This is a genomic window from Waterburya sp., assembly GCF_058530065.1.
Genome location: NZ_JBZNBU010000359.1, coordinates 1 through 23,990 on the forward strand (window position 1 = coordinate 1; position 23,990 = coordinate 23,990).

The 23,990-nt window shown below is 39.0% G+C and carries 19 protein-coding genes and 1 tRNA gene; 8 read left to right on the forward strand and 12 right to left on the reverse strand.

All coding sequences use genetic code 11. The annotated features are described in order from the left end of the window. From AC33VI_RS21635 to AC33VI_RS21645, 3 genes are all read right to left on the reverse strand, one after another. Positions 1–522: DUF1517 domain-containing protein (locus tag AC33VI_RS21635; protein ID WP_491784341.1), on the reverse strand; the 522-nt coding region annotated here is incomplete at its 3' end. A gap of 100 nt (positions 523–622) precedes the next feature. Continuing rightward, positions 623–844, reverse strand: coding sequence for a sulfur carrier protein ThiS (gene thiS / locus AC33VI_RS21640; protein ID WP_491784342.1), 222 nt, complete (start codon positions 842–844; stop codon positions 623–625). A 23-nt stretch (positions 845–867) separates the two neighbouring features. After that, positions 868–1,881, reverse strand: coding sequence for a thiamine phosphate synthase (locus AC33VI_RS21645; protein WP_491784343.1), 1,014 nt, complete (start codon positions 1,879–1,881; stop codon positions 868–870). 332 nt (positions 1,882–2,213) lie between these two features. Between AC33VI_RS21645 and AC33VI_RS21650 the strand changes: the two genes are divergently transcribed. The 3 genes from AC33VI_RS21650 (at position 2,214) to AC33VI_RS21660 (ending at position 8,657) form a co-directional block, all read left to right on the forward strand. Next, positions 2,214–6,881 carry a putative Ig domain-containing protein gene (locus tag AC33VI_RS21650; RefSeq protein ID WP_491784344.1) on the forward strand — a complete coding sequence of 1,556 codons (4,668 nt, stop codon included), beginning with the start codon at positions 2,214–2,216 and terminating at the stop codon, positions 6,879–6,881. 215 nt (positions 6,882–7,096) lie between these two features. Next, entirely contained in the window at positions 7,097–7,744 is a 648-nt protein-coding gene (locus AC33VI_RS21655) for a double zinc ribbon and FHA domain-containing protein (RefSeq protein WP_491784345.1), read from the forward strand. 40 nt (positions 7,745–7,784) lie between these two features. Then, positions 7,785–8,657 (forward strand): serine/threonine protein kinase, encoded by an 873-nt coding sequence (locus AC33VI_RS21660; RefSeq protein ID WP_491784346.1) that lies wholly within the window; start codon positions 7,785–7,787, stop codon positions 8,655–8,657. 39 nt (positions 8,658–8,696) lie between these two features. Here AC33VI_RS21660 and ruvX read toward each other — a convergent pair whose 3' ends face one another. From ruvX to AC33VI_RS21680, 4 genes are all read right to left on the reverse strand, one after another. Further along, positions 8,697–9,149, reverse strand: a complete 453-nt coding sequence (ruvX, locus tag AC33VI_RS21665) for a Holliday junction resolvase RuvX (RefSeq protein WP_491784347.1) — start codon at positions 9,147–9,149, stop codon at positions 8,697–8,699. A 90-nt stretch (positions 9,150–9,239) separates the two neighbouring features. After that, positions 9,240–10,535, reverse strand: coding sequence for an N-acetyltransferase (locus tag AC33VI_RS21670; RefSeq protein ID WP_491784348.1), 1,296 nt, complete (start codon positions 10,533–10,535; stop codon positions 9,240–9,242). 9 nt (positions 10,536–10,544) lie between these two features. After that, a complete protein-coding gene (locus AC33VI_RS21675) occupies positions 10,545–10,820 on the reverse strand; it encodes a hypothetical protein (RefSeq protein WP_491784349.1) in 276 nt (91 codons plus the stop codon). Positions 10,821–10,933: 113 nt separating this feature from the next. Further along, positions 10,934–12,583 (reverse strand): tetratricopeptide repeat protein, encoded by a 1,650-nt coding sequence (locus AC33VI_RS21680; RefSeq protein ID WP_491784350.1) that lies wholly within the window; start codon positions 12,581–12,583, stop codon positions 10,934–10,936. 108 nt (positions 12,584–12,691) lie between these two features. Here AC33VI_RS21680 and dnaX point away from each other — a divergent pair, with 108 nt between their 5' ends. Then, positions 12,692–16,174, forward strand: coding sequence for a DNA polymerase III subunit gamma/tau (gene dnaX / locus AC33VI_RS21685; protein ID WP_491784351.1), 3,483 nt, complete (start codon positions 12,692–12,694; stop codon positions 16,172–16,174). Positions 16,175–16,548: 374 nt separating this feature from the next. Here dnaX and AC33VI_RS21690 read toward each other — a convergent pair whose 3' ends face one another. Continuing rightward, entirely contained in the window at positions 16,549–17,007 is a 459-nt protein-coding gene (locus AC33VI_RS21690; protein ID WP_491784352.1) for a phosphate-starvation-inducible PsiE family protein, read from the reverse strand. 168 nt (positions 17,008–17,175) lie between these two features. Beyond that, positions 17,176–17,916 carry an SDR family NAD(P)-dependent oxidoreductase gene (locus tag AC33VI_RS21695; RefSeq protein WP_491784353.1) on the reverse strand — a complete coding sequence of 247 codons (741 nt, stop codon included), beginning with the start codon at positions 17,914–17,916 and terminating at the stop codon, positions 17,176–17,178. A gap of 125 nt (positions 17,917–18,041) precedes the next feature. Here AC33VI_RS21695 and AC33VI_RS21700 point away from each other — a divergent pair, with 125 nt between their 5' ends. After that, positions 18,042–19,766, forward strand: a complete 1,725-nt coding sequence (locus tag AC33VI_RS21700) for a diflavin flavoprotein (protein WP_491784354.1) — start codon at positions 18,042–18,044, stop codon at positions 19,764–19,766. Between the two features lie 202 nt (positions 19,767–19,968). Here the strand turns inward: AC33VI_RS21700 and AC33VI_RS21705 are convergent, their stop codons facing one another. After that, positions 19,969–20,556 (reverse strand): nitroreductase family protein, encoded by a 588-nt coding sequence (locus tag AC33VI_RS21705; protein ID WP_491784355.1) that lies wholly within the window; start codon positions 20,554–20,556, stop codon positions 19,969–19,971. Positions 20,557–20,959: 403 nt separating this feature from the next. Between AC33VI_RS21705 and AC33VI_RS21710 the strand changes: the two genes are divergently transcribed. From AC33VI_RS21710 to AC33VI_RS21720, 3 genes are all read left to right on the forward strand, one after another. After that, positions 20,960–21,607 carry a response regulator transcription factor gene (locus AC33VI_RS21710; RefSeq protein WP_491784356.1) on the forward strand — a complete coding sequence of 216 codons (648 nt, stop codon included), beginning with the start codon at positions 20,960–20,962 and terminating at the stop codon, positions 21,605–21,607. A 92-nt stretch (positions 21,608–21,699) separates the two neighbouring features. Next, positions 21,700–21,772: transfer RNA gene (locus tag AC33VI_RS21715), tRNA-Thr, on the forward strand. Positions 21,773–22,054: 282 nt separating this feature from the next. Further along, positions 22,055–23,002 (forward strand): lysylphosphatidylglycerol synthase transmembrane domain-containing protein, encoded by a 948-nt coding sequence (locus tag AC33VI_RS21720; RefSeq protein ID WP_491784357.1) that lies wholly within the window; start codon positions 22,055–22,057, stop codon positions 23,000–23,002. On the opposite strand, the gene AC33VI_RS21725 is transcribed toward AC33VI_RS21720, so the two are convergent. Both AC33VI_RS21725 and AC33VI_RS21730 read right to left on the reverse strand, forming a co-directional pair. Further along, positions 22,992–23,615, reverse strand: coding sequence for an alpha/beta hydrolase (locus AC33VI_RS21725; RefSeq protein ID WP_491784358.1), 624 nt, complete (start codon positions 23,613–23,615; stop codon positions 22,992–22,994). The two genes, AC33VI_RS21720 and AC33VI_RS21725, sit on opposite strands and share 11 nt — an antisense overlap. An 85-nt stretch (positions 23,616–23,700) precedes the next feature. Continuing rightward, positions 23,701–23,925 (reverse strand): hypothetical protein, encoded by a 225-nt coding sequence (locus tag AC33VI_RS21730; RefSeq protein WP_491784359.1) that lies wholly within the window; start codon positions 23,923–23,925, stop codon positions 23,701–23,703. Positions 23,926–23,990 lie beyond the last annotated feature (65 nt).

Sequence of the window (23,990 nt, forward strand, 5' to 3'; positions counted from 1 at the left end):
CAAAGCCAAAGTTGCCTCTTGTACTATAGTTGCTCTTCCCGATGCGCTGCTAGTATCCGCAGTTAAAGCCAAACGGTTTAATTCTGGCTGCAATTCTCTAGCATTGGCTAACAAGCCCACTTGTACTTGTGCCACAGAAACCTTACTGCTAGCAGCACCATAGACGCTTTCTTCTCCCACTCCCGCACTGCGGAAACTGCGAATCAAGAAATTGGCGATCGCAATAAATATAATAATGGAGAACAAACCGCCTCCACCAAATCCGACAAAGGGCAGCAAGAAAGGAAAACCAAATCCGCCACCGCCATAACCATAGCCACCGCCATAGCCATAACCACCGCCCCTAGGTGCAGAGCGAGGAGTAGAATAACTGCGGGAAGGAGCGCGAAACGATCCGCCTCCAATCCTTCCTCCAGTGCGGGCAGCCATAGCACTGCTGGCATTACCCAACACCAATACAAATACTAAAGTCAATGCTACCAATGACTTCAGCCAAAACTTTTTATTAAAAATCTGCTTCATTTTATTTTCTAGCAAGATAAAACCTTTCTTACTTGTTACTTATTATTTATTACTTACGAGCTAGCAATTTTGCATCTCTCGCAAGTCAACTCTGTAGGATTTAGCCTCCTCCCACTATGGTGACGATCTCCAAGCGATCGCCCGACTGCATTTTGGTATTATCCCAATATTGACGGTGTAATATTTCCCCGTTATATTCCACAGCAATCAAACGAGGATTGAGTTCCAATTGAACTAACAAATCTGGCAGAAGTAGCTCTGCGTCGCAAGATTGGGTTTCCCCGTTGACTTGTATATTTATTTTATTAGTTGCGTTAAACATATATCTAGCTAAAAATACCGTAATTACCGTCTAATGAGTTGAGCTAAAAATTGACGAGTGACTTGAGTTGGTTGCTCTGCTTGCATGATAGCGCGAACCACTGCTACTCTTTGTGCCCCTGTAGCTAGAATTCCGTTCAAGTTTTCGAGGTTAATACCGCCAATGGCAAACCAAGGTACGGGACATTTTGCCTTAACATAATCTAAATATTCTTGAGTCAAAGCCGCTTTTCCTGGTTTAGTGGGAGTTTCATAAAAAGGACCAACTCCTACGTAATCGGCTTTTTCAGCGATCGCTTTATTTAATTCTTGTTGGTTAGTAGTCGATCGCCCGACTATTTTATTCTCGCCTAAGATTTCCCTAGCAAAAGCTACAGGAGCGTCGTGTTGACCTAAATGTACTCCATCCGCATCTACCGCCAGAGCGATATCCACGCGATCGTTAACAATAAATAAAGCATCGTAATGATGGCATAATTGACATAACTTATCGGCTAATTCCAGGCGATCGCTATCTTTGCCATCCTTATCGCGATATTGCACGAGAGTCAAACCGCCCTTTAATGCCGCTTCAACTATTTTTAAGATTTCAGGTTCGGGAGAAGTAACCAAATATAAAGGTGCGTTGTATAGTTGCTGGTGACGGTAGCTATTAAACAAAGTACTTTCAATGGTATAAACCCGATAGCGTAATTGCTTGCAAGATGTCGCCATTGCAGGATCGTAAAGCTTGCCATATTCTTCCAAAACTCTCAAAGCTTCTTGCGCCCGACATAAATTAGCCTGAAGCAATTGCTCGATACTTTCCCGTTTCTCTTCTTGGGGATGAGACAATTCCGTACCAATATCTCCAGGAGTATCCCTAGCCTGACGCAATTCCCAACTATGCCAGCCAGCCAATTCCTGCCGAATTCCCTTACATTCTTCTGCGAGGGGTTTATGGTTCAATCCCAAACGACACCACTCTTCAATAATTCTCAATCCTTCCCTGGCGCGATCGAGATTTGCATCCAAAATACGGTAAATAGCTTTATTCATTATCTAGATTATCTGAGTTTTCTTTTTCTCGAACAGTTTGTAATGCTAACTCATCATAAAACAACTCACTTTTGTCCGATCTAACCTTATTGCGTCAATCAACCAAAAATCGCTCAAATAGAGCCTTTGTAATTCTTAATAACATCTAGGCGTTCAATACTACACGGAATAATTTGATTTTTAAATAATGCAGATGGCGATCGCTTGGGTGTTGTTTTCCAAATTCGGGAATTTTAGGAAAGCGATCGAAAAACTCTTGGTTTTTTGACTTTAAAGATAGCTCTTTCTTTAACTATCGCTACAAAACAATAGCTCAACCAATATCAAAAATTATGGAAGTACAAAAATTTTCTGACTTACCTTCAGATGCAGAGTTTTATGGCTCTTATGGCTCTCTAATTCCATTGGAAGATCGGTTTTATTTTGATGGCAGTGACCAAGCCAATGGTGTGGAGTTATGGCAGGTAGATAGCTCTGGTATAGCATCGGTTATCGATATAAATCCCAATAGTTATAGTTATTACTCTTACGATCCTGGATATGGTGGATACGGTGGATATGGTGGATACGGGAGCTACACAGAAATTGGTGAAAGCTCTTATCCTGAGTATCTGACTGAGTTTAATAATAAAATCTATTTTTCTGCCGATGATGGTACAAACGGTAGAGAATTGTGGCAAGCAGATAATTCTGGTAATGTTTCTCTACTCCTAGATATTAATCCTGGTTCTTCTGATTCTCGTCCTACAGAGTTTACTGAATTTGACAATAAACTTTATTTCCGTGCTGATGATGGTACTAATGGTAACGAACTATGGCAAATTGATAGTTCTGGCAATCCTTCCTTAGTTGCAGATATCAACCTTGGTTCAAATCATTCTTTCCCTAACGATTTTACTGAATTCGCAGGTAAACTCTATTTCACTGCTTATGACGATGTTAATGGTCGAGAATTGTGGCAATTAGATAGTTCTGGTAACCCAGTTCTGGTTGCAGATATTAATCCTGGTACTGATGGATCTAGTTCTTACGATTTTACGGTAGTAGGAGATAAGCTTTATTTCACAGCTAATAACGGGACTAATGGTCAAGAACTGTGGCAAATAGATAGTTCTGGTAATGTTTCCCTTGCAGCAGACATCGATCCAGGTTCTGGTAGCTCTATTCCAGATGATTTTACAGTCTTTGAAGATAAACTCTATTTCCGTGCCGATGATGGTACGAATGGTTACGAACTGTGGCAAGTAGATAGTTCTGGTAATGTTTCCCTTGCAGCAGACATCGATCCTCGTTCTTTTCAGCTTTCTAATGGCTCTTTTTCTGGTCATAGCTCTAGTCCTAGCAATTTTACAGTAGCTGGCAATAAACTATATTTCACTGCTCGTGACAGTACTAACGGCAGAGAACTTTGGCAGGTAGATAGTTCGGGTGATGTTTCTTTAGTGGAAGATATATATCCTGGTACTGATAGTTCGTCCCCCAACCAACTAATTACAGTTAAAGATCGACTATATTTCCGTGCTGATGACGGCACTAATGGAGAGGAATTATGGCAAGTAGATAGTTCGGGTAATGCTTCTTTAATTGAGGATATTTATCCTGGTTCGGAAACTTCTTTTTCATTTTCGCCTTTTGGCTTGACGGTGGTTGGAGATACAGTCTATTTCTCCGCTGATGATAATGTTAACGGTCGAGAATTATGGCAAATAGATAATTTGGGCAATGCTTCTTTAGTTGCAGATATTAATCCTGGTTCTTCTAGTTCTCGTCCCTTTTTCATGAATGTAATAGAAGACAAACTTTATTTTGATGCTAATGATGGCACTGGAAGAGATATTTGGAGTATCGATCTAACTCCTGCTAACTCTCCTCCAACTGTAGCTAATCCCATACAAGATTACATCGCCCTAACTGAAAAATCCTTCAACTTCCAAGTTCCTAATTCTACCTTTGAAGACTCAGACGGCGACGATCTAACTTATAGTGCATCTCTAGCCGATGACTCTCCTTTACCTACTTGGTTAGAGTTTGATGCTACCACCAAAACTTTTTCCAGCAATCGGGATTTGAGCTTGGACGATCTCGGCTTATTAGAAGTCAAAGTTACTGCCAACGATGGTGTCGATGAGGTTAGCGATACTTTTAATCTTTCTGTAATCAGACAAAACTTTGATGCTGCCAAATATTTCGATCTACCAGACAATCTTTCTAATGTTGATAATCTAACTCCATTTGCAGATAAATTATATTTTACTGCTTATGATGATGCTACTGGTGAAGAATTATGGCAAATCGATAGTTCGGGCGAGCTTTCCGTTATAGATATCGATCCTAGCTTCTATCCTTACTACGGATCTGGAGTCGAGTATGAATATGGATCTTATGATGCTAGTCCTCGTAGTTCTCGCCCCGAACAATTAACAGCAGTGGGAGATAAGCTATATTTTTCTGCCGAAGACGATGTTAACGGTCAAGAACTGTGGCAAGTAGATAGTTCTGGTACTGCTTCTTTAGTTGCAGATATTTATTCTGGTTCTTTTGCTGCCTATTATGGATCTCATAATTACTATCCTCACAGTTCTCGCCCCCAAGAATTAACAGCAGTAGGAGACAAACTATATTTCACTGCTTATGAAGAAACTAACGGTTACGAACTATGGCAGGTAGATAGTTCTGGTACTGTTTCTTTAGTTGAGGATATTAGACCTGGTTCTTATTATTCCTACGATGGCTATGGAACTTATAATCCTTATAGTTCTAATCCTCGGCAATTAACAGCAGTAGGAGATAAACTTTATTTCTCTGCTTATGATGGTGTTATTGGCGGAGATGTATTATGGCAGGTAGACAATATTGGTAACGTTTCTTTAGTTACAGATGTCAATCTCAATCATGTTTTTCATCCTAGAGATTTAACCGTAGTAGGTGATAAGCTTTATTTTGCTGCCTATGATGATGTTATTGGAACAGAACTATGGCAAGTTGATAGTTCCGGTAATGCTTCTCTCGTTGCAGATATTTCTACCTCATCTTCCAATCCTAACCATTTGACCGCAGTCGGAGACAAGCTCTATTTCACAGCAGAGGATGGCATACACGGCGTGGAACTATGGCAGGTAGACAGTTCTGGGACTACTTCTCTGGTTGCAGATATCTATCCTGGTTCTAACTCCTATTATGCCTATGGTTCTCATCCTTACGAATTAACCGCAGTAGGAGATAAGCTTTACTTTGTTGCTTTTGATGATGTCAACGACCGAGCATTATGGCAAGTCGATAGTTCTAGTAATGCTTCTCTAGTCACAGATATTGACTATGATTTTCATGGTTATTTCTTTAAACTAACAGCAGTAGAAGACAAACTTTATTTCGTCGGCAACGATGGCACAAACGGTCAAGAATTATGGCAAGTCGATAGTTCGGGCGAACTTTCCCTACAAGATATTTATCCCGATTTCTATGGTTCTTATCCTGAAAATTTAACAGCAGTAGGAAATAAATTATATTTCACTGCTAGTAATGAGATTAGTGGTGGCAGAGATATCTGGAGTTTAGAAGCAGGTTCTATCTCTGGTTTTGAGGGTCAAGAAACATTCTTAATCGCTCCCAATAGTGGCACTCTTACAATCGATAACTTTGGTGCTGCTGGTACGGATACCAACATTTCCCCCGAAGTTCTTGCCGAAGTAGATCTGCTGGAATTTAGAGGGGAAGAACTAACACCGAGTAACTTGCTACTAACCCAATCTGGTGACGATGTAATTGTTAGTTTCCCAGGAGTAGATAATACCGAAGTTATTCTCACTAACCTAGTTCTCGAAGATTTCAATAACCTTACCAATGGCATTGGCAATCTTCTTTTCTCAGGAGATGAAAATAATAATCTACTTGTTGGCGACGCAGGAAAAGACTTTCTAGCAGGTAATGCTGGCAAAGATACTCTTCAAGGATTAGCAGGAGACGATCTTCTGCAAGGGGATGATGATAACGATAATCTTAATGGCGGAGATGGTCGCGATACTCTGGAAGGAGGTAATGGGAACGATCTACTTTATTCTAAAGAGGGAGATGATTATCTTCTCGGTGGAAATGGCAATGATTACTTTAGTGCCAATAAAGGTAACGATCTTGCATATGGCGGTGATGGTATCGATACCATTTATGGCGGAGAAGGAGTGGATACTCTCTATGGAGAAGCGGGAGATGACATTCTCTATGGCAATGACGGACTAGATACCATTGCGGGAGGAATGGGTGATGACTCTTTAATTGGTGGAGAGGGTGAAGATAGTCTTGATGGAGGAGAAGGCAACGATACCTTAAATGGAGGTGACAACAACGATCTAATCTATGGCAAAGAAGGAAATGACACTCTCTATGGTGAATTGGGAGATGACTATTTGAGCGGTCACAAGGATAATGACACTCTCTATGGTGGTGATGGTACTGATACCCTCAATGGTGGCTCTGGTAACGATCTATTGACTGGAGAACTAGGAAACGATCTATTGATTGGAGAACTAGGAAACGATAATCTCAATGGTGGATTGGGTGATGACACTCTTAATGGTGGAGATGGCAACGACAAGATCTATGGCAAAGAAGGAAACGACTTAGCTTATGGAGGATTGGGTGACGACTACTTTAGCGGTCACAAAAACAATGACACTCTCTATGGAGAAGCAGGAGAAGATACTATCAATGGTGGCTCTGGAGACGATCTTCTCTATGGTGGACTGGGAGATGATATCTTAAGTGGTAATTCTGGTGCTGATATCTTTGCGATCGAGTCTGCTTCTGGGACTGATACGATTGAAGATTTTCAAGATGGTCTAGATTTATTGGCTTTAGATAGTTCCCTCAACTTTGGCGATCTTACTATTACCAATAATTCAGGTAATACCGCAGCTTTAATTAGCGACAATAACAATCAAGTGTTGGCGATTGTTAATAATGTTGATGCTCTAGATATTACTGTAGATGACTTTACGGTGATTTAATACCGATATATTTCTGCCTTGAATCAAATATTCCCTCATCAAATAATCCAAGTTTTAATGGGGGATTTTTTTTGTCTGCCTTTCATCTCAGTGAATAATTTCCAGAAAATAATCAGATCTGCGGAGGTCATTTCTAGATTTTTCAGTTTCAATGGAAATGTCATTTAGCAATGAAAAGAGCGAATTAGTACCAACCGAATTTAAAGATTATTCTTATGTCGATTATTTGTTCTATTTGCGATCGCGATAATCAAGCAGATGCTAAATATTGTGATGAATGTGGAGTAGAGCTTTCTGAAAAAACCAAGCTTAAAGGAGACTTAAATATCTCTGAGAAAGAACTGGAAGTAGAAATGCCAACTGCCGATTTTTCAGCCAACTTAAAGGAAAAAGATGACAAGGTTGACGAAACCATACAAAATAACATCCGAGGCAATTCTCCATCACCCTCTTTAGCAACCTGTGTTGAACATGAAGAGCCAATAATTTCTACTTCTCCCCTCAATTCTCCTGCTACTACAGTAGAGTTGTCTCATGGAGCACTGATTTGCCAAGATACTAATACTAGATATGAATTTCCGCTAAATGAACCAGTAATTAATATTGGTAGAGTTAACGAACAATTTCCCATTCATGTCGATCTAACTCATATTGTCCACGCCAATTTAATTTCCCGCATTCACGCTTCAATTCGTTGGGAACAAAATCACTATTACTTAGAAGATGTCGGTAGTTCCAACGGTACATGGTTAAATGGCAAACCCTTAAAACCAGGAACTAGATTTCGTCAGGAAGTTCATAACCAAGATACGATCGCTTTCGGGCGCAGTCAAACAGTTAAATTTATTGTGGAATTTAATTAAAACAGTAGTACTATCCTCTAATGATGGCAAGTAAAGTAAAATGAATCAAACTGTAAAATGTTGTCGTCCCAATCCTCCCTGCAAGCATTTTTGTCGCCTAGACGGACATTTAATTGCAGGTCAAGGAGTTATTCGCAATCCTGATAATGGTTGGGAATATGAAGTAATTAGAGTCTTAGCTGTCGGGGGAATGGGTACTACCTATTTAGTTTATAGCTATCACCACCAAAAACTAGCCGTACTTAAGGAAATTAATCACGAATTAGCCGATAAACCAAAAGTCAGAGAAATGTTTCAAAGGGAAGCCAGAATTTTAAGTTCTCTACGTCATACTGGAGTTCCCCAATATTATGACTTTTTTGTCACTGACGATCGCTACTCCTTAATTATGGAGTTGATTCATGGAGACAATTTTGCCGAAGTGGAAAGCGATAATCCCATAGAAATCATTGATTGGTTTTTAGAATTAGCCAAAATCTTGGATTATTTACAACAATGTCAACCACCAGTAATTCATCGAGACATTAAGCCCAGCAACATTATTTTACGCAAACATCCCCGCGAGATAATTTTGATTGATTTTGGTGCGGTTAAAGAGGTTACAGCACCTCCTGGTACTTGTATTGCCACTCCTGGTTATGGCGCGCCCGAACAAAGTGTGGGCAAAGCTTGTTTTCAATCAGATTTTTATGCTTTGGGTACTACGGCAATTGCCTTTTTTACTAGATTATTTCCCAGTAATTTTTATGATGGGGTACAACAAAAGTTTATTGGTTTGGAATTATTTAACGTTCATCCCATTATGATTGAGGTGATCGATCGCTTGACGGGATACAATCCAGAAGATCGACCGAATAATGCCCAAGAAGTTATCGCTATTTTGGAAGCAGCTAAAGTTGCAATGAGCAAGTAGACTCAAAGCGATCGCTCGAACTAAAAAAATTCAAACCAACTAATTTTCATTAATGGTGGAATTCTTTTTTTTATTTCTTTGGGTATCGAGCCACTGTTGCAAAATAATAGCTGCTGCTTGCCGATCTATTGCCCCTTTATCGCGGGTAGAGAACTTTTTGCTAGCTTTTAATCTAGCTTCTGCTTCCACAGAAGTTAAACGTTCGTCTACATATTCAATGGGCAATGCTAAAATTCTGGCGACTTTATTGGCAAATTTCTGGACTCGTTGGGCTTGATTGCCGAGATTGCCATCTAAAGTGTAAGGCAAGCCAACAACCAAGATTTCAACTTCTCTTTCTTGGACTATTGCTTGCAATTGTTTAATATCTTCAGCGAAGGAAGTGCGATATATGGTAGTCAAGCCAGTAGCAATCAAACCAGTACCATCACAACCAGCAACTCCCATGCGTTTTCTACCCACATCTAAACCCAAAGCTGCGACTCTTTTCATAGTTACTAATTTGGGAGAAAAATATGACTACTCATAGCTTTGAATGATAGAAATAAAATCAGGCATTAAATCATCTTAAGTCAGGTTATGCTATGCCAAATCGCCATGATGAGGCTTGTAAGAATCTCCCGAATTATTTTTTTCGATCGGAATTAGTTGATGAGATTTAGAAGAGAAAATATTTTTCTGTCGGACAATATTCTGATAGGAACTAGCAAAAGATTTAAACCAAGATATACGAGAAGGAATGGGAGTACGTACAGGCTTCAAGCCTTGAAATACATCTGATAATTGCAACCCTTCTAAAGGCTTGGCTTCTTTAATTTTGTGCCACACCGAACGAGACATCAACAAAGTATGTTCTATTGGCGTTGCGCCAATTTTATTAAAATACTCTTCCCTTTCTGGTTGATAGTCGGCAGAAACTATTTCTAGTGGTTGAGAATGAAGCTGGCGATCGCCAACTAAATTGTATTTGCGATCTAAAGACTCCCGAACTATTCGAGCCATTTGTGCCGTAAGCTTGGGATATAGCCAGGTGTAAGCTGGATTGACAGTTAGATGAGCTTTATGAGGGCGCGAGCCATTTTTGCACGACTCCAAGCGAAAATAACCGATCGCTGCTTTGCGTTGCGGTTCAAAAACATAACCGCTAACCACATCAACACCATTTAACACCTGTCGGATTTGACCAACGGCGTTTTGAATTAGATTAGTTTTAAAATCTTCTACATGGCGATCGAATACCTGACGTAGCAAAGGTGGCATTGAGACGCAATCTAGCTGATATAACAAAGGGGCATCTACATTACTAATAGGCAAAAAGTTAGGTAAATCGGGATCTTGCTCTGCTAAATTAGCAATAGATTCTGCTGAAATTTGCCAGTAAGTCATTTGAGCTAAAGGCTGAAATCCATTCTCTCGATACAGAGCAAGATGATTTTTCTCATTGACGTTAACTTCCAACATCCAGGTTCGAGCTTCCCAAATATTTTGCAGACAGTAGCGCAATAGTTGAGAACCAATTTCTTTCTGGGATTTAAGTAACTCTAAACTGGGAGAGTTACTATTGAGCAAAATTCTTTCTACTTTCCAAGTACTGCGAGTACTATTTAAAGAAGATACTTGAATTAACCCCAAAACTTCTTCTAAATGCTGGGCTACATAAACTCGCCAACCATGATAGTAAGAGCGAGGCAGAATACTGAGAAATCTTTTGAGTCCGTACCAAGAACCAACTTGTTCTAGTTCCCTATCGATAGTTATCAGACGCTTGGAAGTCTCTCTGGCAACGCATTCACTTACCAAAGCATTGATTGCATCTACGTCACGATATTGAAGAGGACGAACTATAAGTTCTTCGTTGTTAGGTACGGATGAAGTCATGATTCTTTCTTAATCAACCCTTTCTAATTGCCATAATATCTGATTTCCCTCTCGTCTCACTCGGGAAACAACCCAGTTGCGCCAAGACCAATGATCGCCTCTGCTAGTTACAGCACTAGCATTGATATCCATTAGATCCGCTAATTCAGAACTGCTAATAAGATAGCCTTTAGCAGCTATTTCCTCAGCGATTCTTAAGGTGTCAATCAAGTCTCTCAATTGAGTAACTCTTTCCTCACTCGATACTCTGGATTCTTCCATTACGTTGTTTGATGCTTCTGTCATAGCTAGCTAGAATTTTTCTACCTGATGGTTACTTCCCAAGATGTATTAAGTGTAATCTTAAGTTTCTTGCGGATATTAAAGTTTATCCGATAACTTGATTACCGTCATCTTAGCTAATTTGAACGAGAGTTATCTGCTACTAGGTTAGTATATCTTGCCCGTGCTGGTTGAAAATCAGGCTTAATTTCTAAAGATTTCTCATAGCTAGAAATCGATTCTGTCCAATTCTCTAGTTGTTCTAGAGCGCATCCGCGATTGTACCAGAATAAATGATTGCCAGGAGTTAGTTTTAGAGCATTATTCCAACTTTCTGCTGCTGCAAGCCAATTTTGCATTTGATATAAAGCGTGAGCGCGATCGTTCCAAGCTTGGTAGTTGTCTGGATCGATCTCCAAAGCTTTTTGAAAAGATGCCACCGCTTCTTGATATTTACCCAAACGCCCCAAAGCACTGCCCCGATTGTGCCAGGCTTCTGAGAGATTGGGATTAATCTTGAGGGCTTTTTCCCAGGAAGCGATCGCTTTATCAAATTCTCCCCCACTTACTTGTTTAAGCCCTAAATTAAACCAACCTTCAATTAAATCGACACTGGAGCTATCTAGGTCGATAGGAGCAGCTAAAGACGAATTATTTGAATTTTCTGGCTTGGCTGGAATAATGTTAAGTTTTTCTGAAATTTCTTGGACTAATCGATCGTCTTCTTGAATTAATTCTAGTAACTTATCTACATCTATGGCTGTAGGCTCTTCAGTTTCTAGTTCTGTAGGCTCGACAATTTCAGAAGATTGACTATTTTGAAAATCGATTGATTGAGATTGTTCTGATTCGGTCGTAAATCCAGAAAGATCTTCAATTTCTGTTTCTTCTTTAACTTGAATTAACTCTTCTGTGGCTAATTCCGATTCTTCTTCTAATTCAAACTCAAAGTCTTTACTATGAGTATTTAAAGCCTCAGAATCATCAGTTAGCTCCCCATTCTCTGCTTCTGCCAATTCCAATGAGGCTGAGATTATCTCAGATACTTCTAAATCTGTTGCTGGTGGTACAGTCTCTGCGGAAAAATCAGTTTCATTTGTTGCTATTTCAGGAGATTCTTCCCACATTTCCGACAAGGAAAAATCCTCTTGCTCTGAGATAGTATCTATTTCTGACAAATTCTCTTCAGAAGATTCTGGTAATTTAGATTCTTCTGTTAGTGTTTCTGCCAAAGATAGGTCGATTTCCGCTTCGGCAATAGTTACAGAGCCAAGTTCGGTAAAATCTTCGGGCAATCTTGACGATAGTTTTTCTTCCGTTTCCAGTTCGATCTCTGGAGTTTCGACAATTAGATCGGGACCCACATATTCCCAGACCAAATCTTCTATATTGCCAAACAACAATTCTCTACCAATACGATTGGATGCCATACCAATTTCTCGTACTTCAGGGGCAGATTGTGTAATTTCTCCCAAACGAATCATAACTGTTCCCAGTTGTCGTTTAGACTGAATTGGTAACAGTATTAGCTTGGAGCGTTTGCGCTCCAACCAAGCGACCCAATCTTCTGGTTTTCCACGATCGCCCAATTGTTGAAAAAACTTAATTATGCGTCGATCGTGCCAACCGTGAGCTACCCCTTCTAATAACTGACTAAAGAGAAACTCGTAGTCAGCATCAGATAATTGAAAGCCAGATTGAGATGTCTTTTCTTCTGAAGAAGACAAGTCTCTTTCGGCGTTTGACGGTTGATTATCTTTTTTGGCTTGCCCAATCGTGTGACTCATTGACCTTAGATCAAATATACTTATTTTATGAGTGAAGCTAAATATTGCTCAATTGTACAGGGATAATTTTCTAGTAACTAGTAGAAAATAGAAAAATCCACATCAACTATGCCTTACGAACCAATTCACCACAAGTATAGACCGCAAACTTTTAAAGATCTGGTCGGTCAAGAGACGATCGCTTTAACTTTAAATAATGCTTTGCAACAAGAGAAAATCGCCCCAGCTTACTTGTTTACTGGACCTAGAGGTACGGGAAAAACTTCTAGTGCCAGAATTTTAGCAAAATCTTTAAATTGTTTGGCTGCGGCAAAACCAACCCCCAATCCCTGTGGCAAGTGTGAAGCTTGTCAAGCGATCGCCAATGGTTCGGCATTAGATGTCATGGAAATTGATGCTGCCAGCAATACGGGGGTAGATAATATCCGCGAAATCATCGAGCGATCGCGTTTTGCTCCCGTTCAATGTCGTTACAAAATTTATGCGATCGATGAATGTCTAACGGGAGACTCGTTAATTCAGACAGACACAGGATTTATGCGAATAGACGATCCCAACCTCAAAGGACAAAAGGTTCTCAGTTACAACGAGAGAGTCAAAGTTTGGGAGTATAAGAAAGTCTTACGCTGGCTAGAAAGAGGAACAAAACCAACTTTAATTATACAAACAGGCGATCGCCGTATTCGCTGTACGGAAAATCATCTCATTCGGACAGAAGCAGGATGGATAGAAGCAAAAAACGTAAAAGAAGGAATGAAGATCTTATCTCCTGTGAATGCGGATGCGGAGATCTCATCTATAAATACGGTACAGACGGAAGAATTCGTCGATTCTCTAAAGGACATCAGTTCAAAGGAAACAAATACGGCAGCAAATCCTATCAACTCTCAGAAGTTATCAAGCAAGCAGAAAAGATACAGCCTCTCTGTAAGTGCGGATGTCAAGAAAAACTCGATATTCCCAATTTTTTACAAAAAAAGGGAAGAGGAATTAAAAGTATTCAATCCTATTGGAATAGACATCCCTATCGAAAAGGTCATGGAATTTGGGATCGAAGAAGTCAAAATTTTATTGAATCGTCTCAAAAATTACACTCCGAACAACTGGGACTTATTTACGGAACTCTATTGGGTGATGGAAGCATTGAATATCCAAATTCCTACAGTAGATTCCCTCGTTTGCGCTGGACTCATGGAGACAAGCAGCAGCAATGGTTGGAATATAAAGCAAATCGATTACAACAATTACGTCCGCGAGTACGTAACGTTATCAATAAAGGATACGGCGATAGATCGGCAGTCTGTCACACAGCCTGTCATCCTCAGCTACAACAAGTCTACAAAATCGTCAAACCCCAAGGTAAATATAAATCTATTTCAATGGAATGGCTTAAACTCATTACTCCAGAAGGATTGGCTTGGTGGTACATGGATGATGGCTCTCTTCAACTTAGCGCAAAAGGTAGCCCAGCCATTGTTCTTCATACTGAAGGATTTTCTGAAAAGGAAAATCAAATTATTTCCTTTTGGCTTACAGACATTGGATATTCTGCTAGCTCAAGATCGTATATTAGAAAATCTACAGAAAAAACCTATCATTACGTCAAACTTACAAGAGAATCAAGCCGCAAATGGCTATCAGATTTACGATCGTATTCAATCCCATCGATGGAATACAAATTTAGAAGAAGTTAAATCTATCGCTGTTGGAGATGATGAAGCAGTTTACGATTTAGAAGTAGAAGATAACCATAACTTTGTGGCAAATGGTTTATTAGTTCACAATTGCCATATGCTCAGTACGGCGGCGTTTAACGCGCTGTTGAAAACTTTAGAAGAGCCACCACCACAAGTTGTCTTTATCTTAGCCACAACAGATCCGCAACGAGTCTTGTCCACAATTATTTCTCGCTGTCAAAGATTCGATTATCGTCGCATACCCCTACCCGATATGGTGGGTCATTTAAGATATATTGCAGGAGAGGAAAAGATTGCGATCGCCGATGATGCTCTTACTTTAGTAGCTCAGATTGCCAACGGGGGATTGCGAGATGCGGAAAGTCTTTTAGATCAATTAAGTTTATTACCCGATACTATAACCGTAGAGAAGGTTTGGGATTTAGTTGGTGCTGTCCCAGAACAAGATTTATTAAAATTACTCCACTTTATTAATAGTAATAATTCTTTGGGAGTTTTAGAACAATGTCGCAACCTTTTGGATCGGGGAAGAGAACCAATTGTAGTGTTACAAAACTTGGCTGGTTTTTATCTCAATTTATTAATAGCCAAAACTGCCCCCCAACGCCCCGACATGGTGGCAGTTACTGAAACTTGTTGGCAGCAATTATGTCAGGCAGCAACTAACTGGGATGCCAGTTCGATTTTGCAAGGGCAACAGCAGCTTAAAGAGGCAGAAACACAATTGAAAAGAACGACTCAACCTCGTTTGTGGTTGGAAGTAACTTTATTGGGCTTGTTACCCCAAGCTCATCAAACTGCTGTTGTCATTCAGCCTCAACAGGTAACTGTCACAAGGACTAATAGCCATTCCCCCGTAGAAGCATCAAAACCAGTAGGCACGTTTCGCGAAACATCTTTACATGAGGTTAAACCAACAGGAACATCTTTGGTTGAATCCCAAAGCGATCGCCTTGAAAATAAAATTGAAGCTGAAGATCGAGCAATTATTTCATCAACTCCCCCAAGAGCAAAAATTGAGTCCCAAGAAATTTCCCCTGTTCAAGATATAACCAAGAAAACAGTAGAACATCCCTTTGCTTCGGTTGCGCCATTACCAGAAATCCCCAAACCAGAACCTTTACCCCAAGAAGTAATTCCTCTCACTACTAATAATTTCGATCTAGAGAAAATTTGGAGTCAGGTAATCAATGCTATTCCTTCTCGCATGACTCAAGAGTTATTAAAACAACAATGTCATTTGATGGATTTTGAAGGCTCTATTGCCATAGTCGGTATTAGTTCGGCGACATTGCAAAAACTGAACCAAAATAAAGTGCCAATTATTGAAAAAGCCTTTGCTAAGGTTATTGGGAATAACGTCAGGGTACAGTTAGAAGTAGCCACTGCCAATAGTAATACAAGATCGGCAAAGTCTAATTCTTCCCAAGTCAATTCAACTATTAATCCCATTCAAGAAAAGCCTCCAGATATTCCCCAATCAAAACATTTTGTCGAATCAGCAAAACCAGAAACTTCTGTTACCAAAGAAGGGAGCGATCGAGTTGTATCCCCAATCGATCCAACTCCAACAACTAAAATAGCTACTCCTCCAGTGGTTAATCCCGAGCCAGTGGCGATCGCTCCTACAGTTCGACCTATACAGCCAGTATCCGAACCAGAACCACCCCTATCTACCAGTCATATAGAAGCAGACGTGGCTTCTGATGCTGAGGAGGAACTAATCGAAAAAGCGATCGCTAATCTAACTTTAGCTTTTGAAGGAGAATTAGTAGAAATGAATGACCTTGGTAAAGAATCTTCGGATGTTATGCCAGAAAATCAGACAGATGCGATCGCCAAAAATAGTCATTCTGGCAGACAGAATATAAAAGAAGATGAATATGATTGGTAATTATTATTAGTTAGTTAATTAGTCGAGTCATAATTGTCTTCCAAAAACACTGTTAAGAGGATGTCTGAAAAGTCAAAATGAACGGAAAGCTAGAAATTTAGGCAAAATAGAACATGAAGGCGATATATATGCAGCCAATATTGCTTACAAACATCAGCAAATGATTGAGATGCTACCTTTTTTTGTTCGTAAAGATTTGCAGACAGAAGAAAATATTCAAGCATTATGTAGAGTAGCAAACTATATGAGAACCTCTCCCGCACATACCAAAGGTAATATCAAAAAACCTTATCCAATGCACATAGGAATTAAATTAATTGAAGATTTTTTATGTATTTTGGATTTAGATCGATCGATTTAATACAAAAAGTAACTTAACGCCTCTTCGATCGTTGAATCAGCCAATAACTAATAGAGAGAGCTAGAATTGCCACAGCTAAAGCAATTAGATCGTTGCCAGAATACTTTTGTAAATCGAAAATAATGATTTTACGAGCAACTGCTACTAGAGAAGTTGAGATAACTAACTCAACTTGAAAAATATGCTTTTTTAGATAGACAGTAATGTTCTCTAGCAATTCCAAAGCAATTAAAATATTTAGAAATAAGCCAAATAGTTCAATCAAAGTTTTATTGATCGAACCAAATGGGTCATTTAAAATATTGCTACCAATAACAAAAACTAAATCGGCTAAAGCTACTAAAATTAAAACTAATAAAACAATAGATAAAACCTTAGCAACTAAATTTTCAATCAAATGAACTAATTTAAAAAAGTTTCGATTATCACCTATATTTAATATTAGTTTAATTAAATTATTGTCTCTCGCCATAATAGTTATTAAAGTCTAACTAATGCCTAATTGTGATGTCATCATAGAATTAGATGAGGTATTTAAACTGTAGTTATTTTGAGTTTACATCTCGACCGACTAACAAAACTTTTAAGAAATATTGTAAAAAGTTGATATCTCATTACTTTGAGTCTATTTGATTTAAAGTCAAGTAAGATTCAAACCACCATCGGCAATAATAATTTCTCCTGTTAAATAGTTACTCGCAACTAGCATGGAAGCTATTTGAGCTATATCTTCAGGCTGTGCGCCTCGCTGCATGGGCGATCGCTCTTGCCACAGTTTTCTAGCTGCTACCCAGTCTTTACTCATGGGTGTTGCTACCAATCCTGGGGCGATCGCATTTACTCTAATTGCTGGGGCAAGATTTAATGCTAAAAGCTTGGTCATATGATTCAGAGAGGCTTTACTCACTGCATAAGGAATTGAAGCACCTTTGGGACGAATACCTGCGTGGGAAGTAATGTTAATAATGCAGCTAGTATGTTCTTTATGGGATGACTCTTTTAAGGCTGTTTGGGCTTCTGCAATCAATGTCCAGGGTGCAATAACGTTGACTTCGTGTATTTCTCGCCAAATTTCAGGAGTAGCAGCTTTTAGATCTTGATGGGGAATAGATTTGGTAATCCCTGCATTATTTACTAACACATCCAAACGTCCATAGCGAGATAAGACATCGCCAATTAAATTACTAGCTTGTTTTTGGTCTGCCAGATCGGCTTGAATATATGCTGCATCGGGATGGGATTGTGCCAATGCTGCGCCAGTTTCTACGGTCGATTTGGAATGAAAAACTACATTAAAATCATCTTCTATTAATTTTTTGGCGATCGCTAGTCCGATTCCAGAAGTCGAACCCGTAATCAGCGCAACCCTTTTACTATTCATAATTAGATTATCTAGTTAATAAGAAATTCTAAATGCGATCGCATTTTAAAAGTCAGTAGTCCATAGCGAATAACTTTTATAATATAAGAAGCATAAAAAAACTTCATAAAACTTAAAAGAGGGCTATGGTCGCAACACCAATAAAAACCCAACCGAGGTTAACCATTCAAACCGAAGCTATAACCCCCGATACGACAGCAATTCGCTCTCTAGATTGGGATCGCGATCGCTTTGATATTGAGTTTGGTTTGCAAAACGGTACAACCTATAATTCTTATTTAATTCGTGGCGATAAAATAGCTTTAGTCGATACTTCCCACGCTAAATTCCGCGCCTTATATTTAGATACCCTAAAAGGTTTAATCGACCCTAGAGAGATTGATTACTTAATTATTAGCCATACCGAACCCGATCATAGTGGTTTGGTTAAAGACTTTCTCGAACTCGCACCCCAAGCAACGGTGGTAGCAGCAAAAATGGCGATTAAGTTCCTCGAAGACTTAGTACATCAACCTTTTAAGCAGCAGATTATCAAAAATGGCGAAATTTTAGATTTGGGTCAAGGTCACGAAATCGAATTTGTCAATGCGCCTAACCTCCATTGGCCAGACACCATTTTTAGTTACGATCGCCAAACAGGAATTCTTTTTACCTGTGATGCTTTTGGAATGCACTACTGCTCCAATGCAACCTTTGATGAAGATCTCAAGGCGATCGAAAAAGACTATCGTTTTTATTATGACTGCTTGATGGGACCTAATGCTCGTTCTGTTCTTTCCGCAATGAAAAGGATGGACAAGCTAGGAGAAATTAATATTGTAGCTAACGGTCACGGTCCGTTGTTGCGTCACAACTTAAATGAGTTGCTAGACCGCTATCGTAATTGGAGTAAAGCCCAAACTAAAGCCGAAAAAAGCGTTGCTGTATTTTATATCTCCGATTATGGTTATAGCGATCGCTTATCTCAAGCGATCGCTAAAGGAATTACTAAAACTGGCGTGGCGGTAGAAATGGTCGATTTACGCTCGGCTGATAGTACTGAAGTCCACGAAATCGTCAATCGTTCTGCGGGTATTGTCTTGGGAATGCCTCCTTCCGATGGCAGCCAAGAAGATATTACTGCTAATATGGGGACTGTTTTAGCAGCAGCTAAAGACAAACAATTAATCGGAATGTTTGAGTCCTATGGCGATGATGACGAACCAATCGATCCTTTGATGACCAAATTTCGCGAAGTAGGTTTAAAGCCAGGATTCCCCGTAATTAAAATCAAAGATACCCCCACAGAGGCGGATTACCAAGTTTGCGAAGAGTCGGGAACGGATTTAGGACAATTTTTAACTCGCAAAGACTTAGTTAAACAAATGAAGTCCCTCGATACCGACTTAGATAAAGCAATGGGTCGTCTTAGTGGCGGTTTGTATATTATTACCGCTACCAAAAACGATATCAGTAGTGCAATGTTGGCTTCTTGGGTATCTCAAGCCAGTTTTGAACCCCCTGGATTGACCATTGCAGTAGCTAAAGACCGAGCGATCGAATCTTTGATGCAAGTTGGCGATCGCTTTGTGCTTAATATTTTAGAAGAAGGCAAGTATCAACCTTTAATGAAACACTTCCTCAAACGATTCAAACCTGGTGCGGATCGCTTCGCAGGAGTTAAAACCCAAACTGCCGTTAACGGTTCGCCTATTTTAACCGATGCCTTAGCTTATTTAGAATGTCAAGTTTCCAGTCGTATGGAATGTAGCGATCACTGGATTGTTTACAGCCAAGTAGAATTAGGTCGAGTCTCTAATCCTGATGGCTTAACCGCAGTCCATCACCGCAAAGTAGGCAATCATTATTAATAACATTTTTCTTTAATGTGACTACAGATAAGTGTGAGACTGGGGGACTAGGGGACTAGGGGACTAGGAGAAATTAACTTATCTATTTGTAGCGACAATTTAGAGAATTGATATAAGTCATCGACAAATTTTTACTATCCCATCTCCACAAAATTATGGAAATGGGATTTTTTGTGAATGCTCAATGTTCAATGATAAATGTTCAATGATTTATCCATTCAACCTTATCTTGAATTGGATCGCGACGACTTTTAGTAGTGGGATTATCGCTATAGCCTAAGTATAAATAGCCCAAACACTTATCTGGTTCTGCTAAACCAAGAAACTCTTTCAATTCATCTGTATAAGTAACTCCACCCGAACCCCAAAAGCTACAAATATCATAAGCTGCTGCGGTCAATGCCATATTTTGTACGCTACAAGCCACTGCTTCAATTTCCTCAATTTCTGGTATTTTCCCCGATCTTTGTCTTTCCATACAAATGATAATTACGTGAGAAGACTTAAGTATATTTGTCTTCATTCGTTCGTATTTCTCAGGTTTGAATTTAGGTTCTGGTGTAATTTTTTTATATAAATCCGCCTGAAAATTTGCTAATTTTTCCAGTCCAGCACCAGCAAAAACTTTATATCGCCAAGGTTGAGTTAAACCATGATTTGGAGCCCAATTAGCATTTTCTAATATCTGCCAAATAATTTTATCTTCGATAGTTTTGCCATTAAATAGTCTGGGTTTTGTAGAACGACGAGAGCAGATCAATTCGTTCAGGCGATCGATGGAAACAAACATTTTTGATCGAAAACTAATTTATTGTTGGTTTAACTTACTAAAAGTAATTTTAACTAAGTATTTTCACTTTAAGTGTCTCAAGATATTACCTAAGTATTTATGTGATTTACTTTACTTATTACTTATAATCCTACGACAGGGAAAAAAAATAAAAACTTTAAAATAAAGCAATAAATATATTTTTATAGCAGAAAAAGGGTGTCGAAAAATAATATAAAGGTTAAATTGTATATTGTGTAATTCTACAGTGATGTCGGCTCATAGAGAATTGTCGAATGTAAGAGTGGAATTAACATATTCTTAAAATTATCCCTGGGAGATCCCTTCTAACACTTAAATATAAATAGGGAAACCTGACTAAACTAAATCACCACCTACGCTAAAAACTTAAAGATTAATACCTATGAAAGACACTTCAACTAAGGATCATAAAAAACTACTATTGATAGATGACGATCCCAATCTAATTTTATTGGTTAAAGACTATCTGGAGTTTAGAGGATATGACGTAGACACGGCAGAAAATGGCAGAGAAGCGTTAGAACTTTTAGATACTGGTATTCCCGACATGATTATCTGTGATGTGATGATGCCAGAAATGGATGGCTATTCTTTAGTCAAACACATTCGCGAAGAACCCACGACGAATAGAATTCCAGTGCTATTTCTTTCTGCAAAAGGTCAAAGTCAAGATCGGGTAAGGGGTCTCAATGAAGGTGCAGATGTTTACATGAGCAAGCCCTTTGAACCAGAAGAATTAGTCGCTCAAGTAGAATCTTCTCTAAATCAGCTCAAGCGTTGGGAAATCGGTCGTCCCAAAGGTTTGGATGGAGGACCGACTATTCACGTACCTCATAATGTAGAACTAACTCCTACTGAATTGAAAGTAGTTCAACTAGTAGCTAAAGGTATGGCAAATCGCGAAATTGCCAAGCAATTAAATGTGAGTCAGCGTACCATTGAAAGTCATGTGTCTAATATGTTGAATAAAACTAGTTTAAATAATCGTACTGAGTTGGCACGTTGGGCGATGGAAAGTAGTATGGCGTAAGCAATTGAGGGAATTCTAAATTTCTACTCCAAAAAAGTTTGCTCTAATTTTCAAACCTCTGCTATAATGATTTTTCAGTGCAGTAATGCAGTGCTGGCGTAGCTCAGTTGGTAGAGCAGCTGATTTGTAATCAGCCGGTCGCAGGTTCGAGTCCTGTTGCCAGCTTTTTTTATGGGTTAATAAAAAAAGTAATTAGTTATTAGTCATTAGTTATTAGTAACCTCAGTTCGGGTTAAGCTACTGACTATCGATCTAATTATTAGTTGAAATTTATTTGTATTACAAGCAGCGATTTAAAACCCTTTGGGCGAGGGTGGAATAAGAGTCACCAGACACCAGCATTAGTTGCGGTAAACTACGCCCCTTACTGCCTGCTGAAAACTAAAAACTAAAAACTAAAGACTATTCTCTTATCCAAAACTCAGGTGAATTACTTATTTTAAATAGATGAATTTGAAGCGATTTATATCTCTAATTGTTAGCGTTGTCATCTTATTTTTTATTTACAGCCAAATCGATCTACAAAATTTGATTCTAGTTTTTCAAAATTGCGATCGCACTATGTTAGGAATTAGTCTGAGCATGGTAATTCCGATTACTTTAATTACTGGATGGCGACTAAAACAATTAGTTCCTCAAGCTAGTTTGGGAATATTAGAAGCTAATCGCTTAATTTTGGGTGCTAGTGTTCTGAATATGATTTTACCCTCGAAAATGGGGGATATTGCTAAAGCATATTTTATGTCCGAACATTCTAATCTTAGTTTGAGTCTGTCAATCGCTATTTCAGTGTTTGAAAAGACTTGCGATTTGCTATCTCTACTATTGTGGTGTGTTTTTGGTTTAATTTTATATCCTGCCAAAGACAGTTTATTCTGGATGATGACGGCTGGAGTAATGACGGGTTTGAGTTTAGGATTATTACTCTTAACTTCTCGTGAGTTTGCCAATTTATGTTTCAACTTGACGGTTAGTTTTGTCCCTAAATCGATTAAAACTAAACTACAAACAATGCAAGCTGCTTGGGGAGAAATGCACGAATATTTTTGGCGCGATCGACGACAACTACTACTAATTAGCAGCAGTTCAATATTTATTTGGTTTCTACATCTTTTACAAATTTGGCTGTTTATTTTAGCCTTAAAAGCAGTTACCCCTTTTATTATCAGTTTAGCCCTGTCTCCCTTATCCATACTGGCAGGACTGTTACCCCTCACTTTTGCAGGAATTGGAACTCGCGATGCAGCGATTATTTATTTTTACCAAGACTTTTTTAACCAAACTACAGGGGCTGCTTTAGGTTTGCTTTGTACTTCTCGTTATTTTATTCCTGCTTTAATTGGCTTACCCTTCCTCGGACAAATGATGGGAATCAGTCAGAAGATTAGGAACTAATATTATTTTGCAGAAACTGTTTGAATAGAGCGATCGCAGGGTCTAAAACTTCATGACCCATGGCAAATTCTTGGTATTGAACTTCAACGCCAATTTTAGTTAATTCTTCTCTCGCTTTTCTGGCAGCTTCGATGGGAACAACAGGATCGCGATCGCCATGAATTATCATAGTTGGAGGGTAAGTTTTATTTTGCTCAACTTCTGGTTGGTAGTGAAGATATCCGCTAAAACTACAGATAGCAGCTAAAGGCAAAGTCATACCCACATCCAAAGTCATCGCTCCTCCTTGGGAAAAACCAGCCATAATAGTTCTGTTCAAGGGTACGCCCGTAGATCCTTCTAAGGAATTAAGCCAATCCAACAATAGTTTTCTGCTTTCCTGCAAGCCAGTAAATTCTTTGGTTTCCAAAGCATACCAAGCCCTACCTCCAGGTAATTGAAAATGCTCGAAAGGAGCGTTGGGAAATAAATAGCCCAAGCCAGGCAAATTCAACATCTTAGCCAAGGGAACAAAGTCGCGATCGTTTGCGCCCCAACCGTGCAACATTACCAACAAATAAGCAGGCTTTCCATTACTAGGTAAGGCAGAAATAGCTTCGATTGTAGAATTCATAAATTGATTACTGTATAAATAAGATGTTGGCAGCAAAAAAGTTCGCGCCAAAAAAATTATACATTTAGCCTTACTTGTCTTTAAACTAGCTACGCCATAAAGATTTTGTGGTTTGCTTAATTTCATCCACAAGTTGGTTTAAATACCAAATTTCTGTCTTACCTGGGTATTGTTTTTTTGCCTTGTTTAACATATTTTGTGCTACATCTTCTCGATTATTCACAAGACTAACAAGTTCGCGAAAGAGTTTAGTAACTTTGACCGTCTCGCGGTAGCTATCCCACCAAGTATTTGAGATTCTTGTATTCATCTGTTTTTACCGTATTGGTCACAGGAAATTTTTTATTCAATATACTTACCCTTAATGGCAAAGTT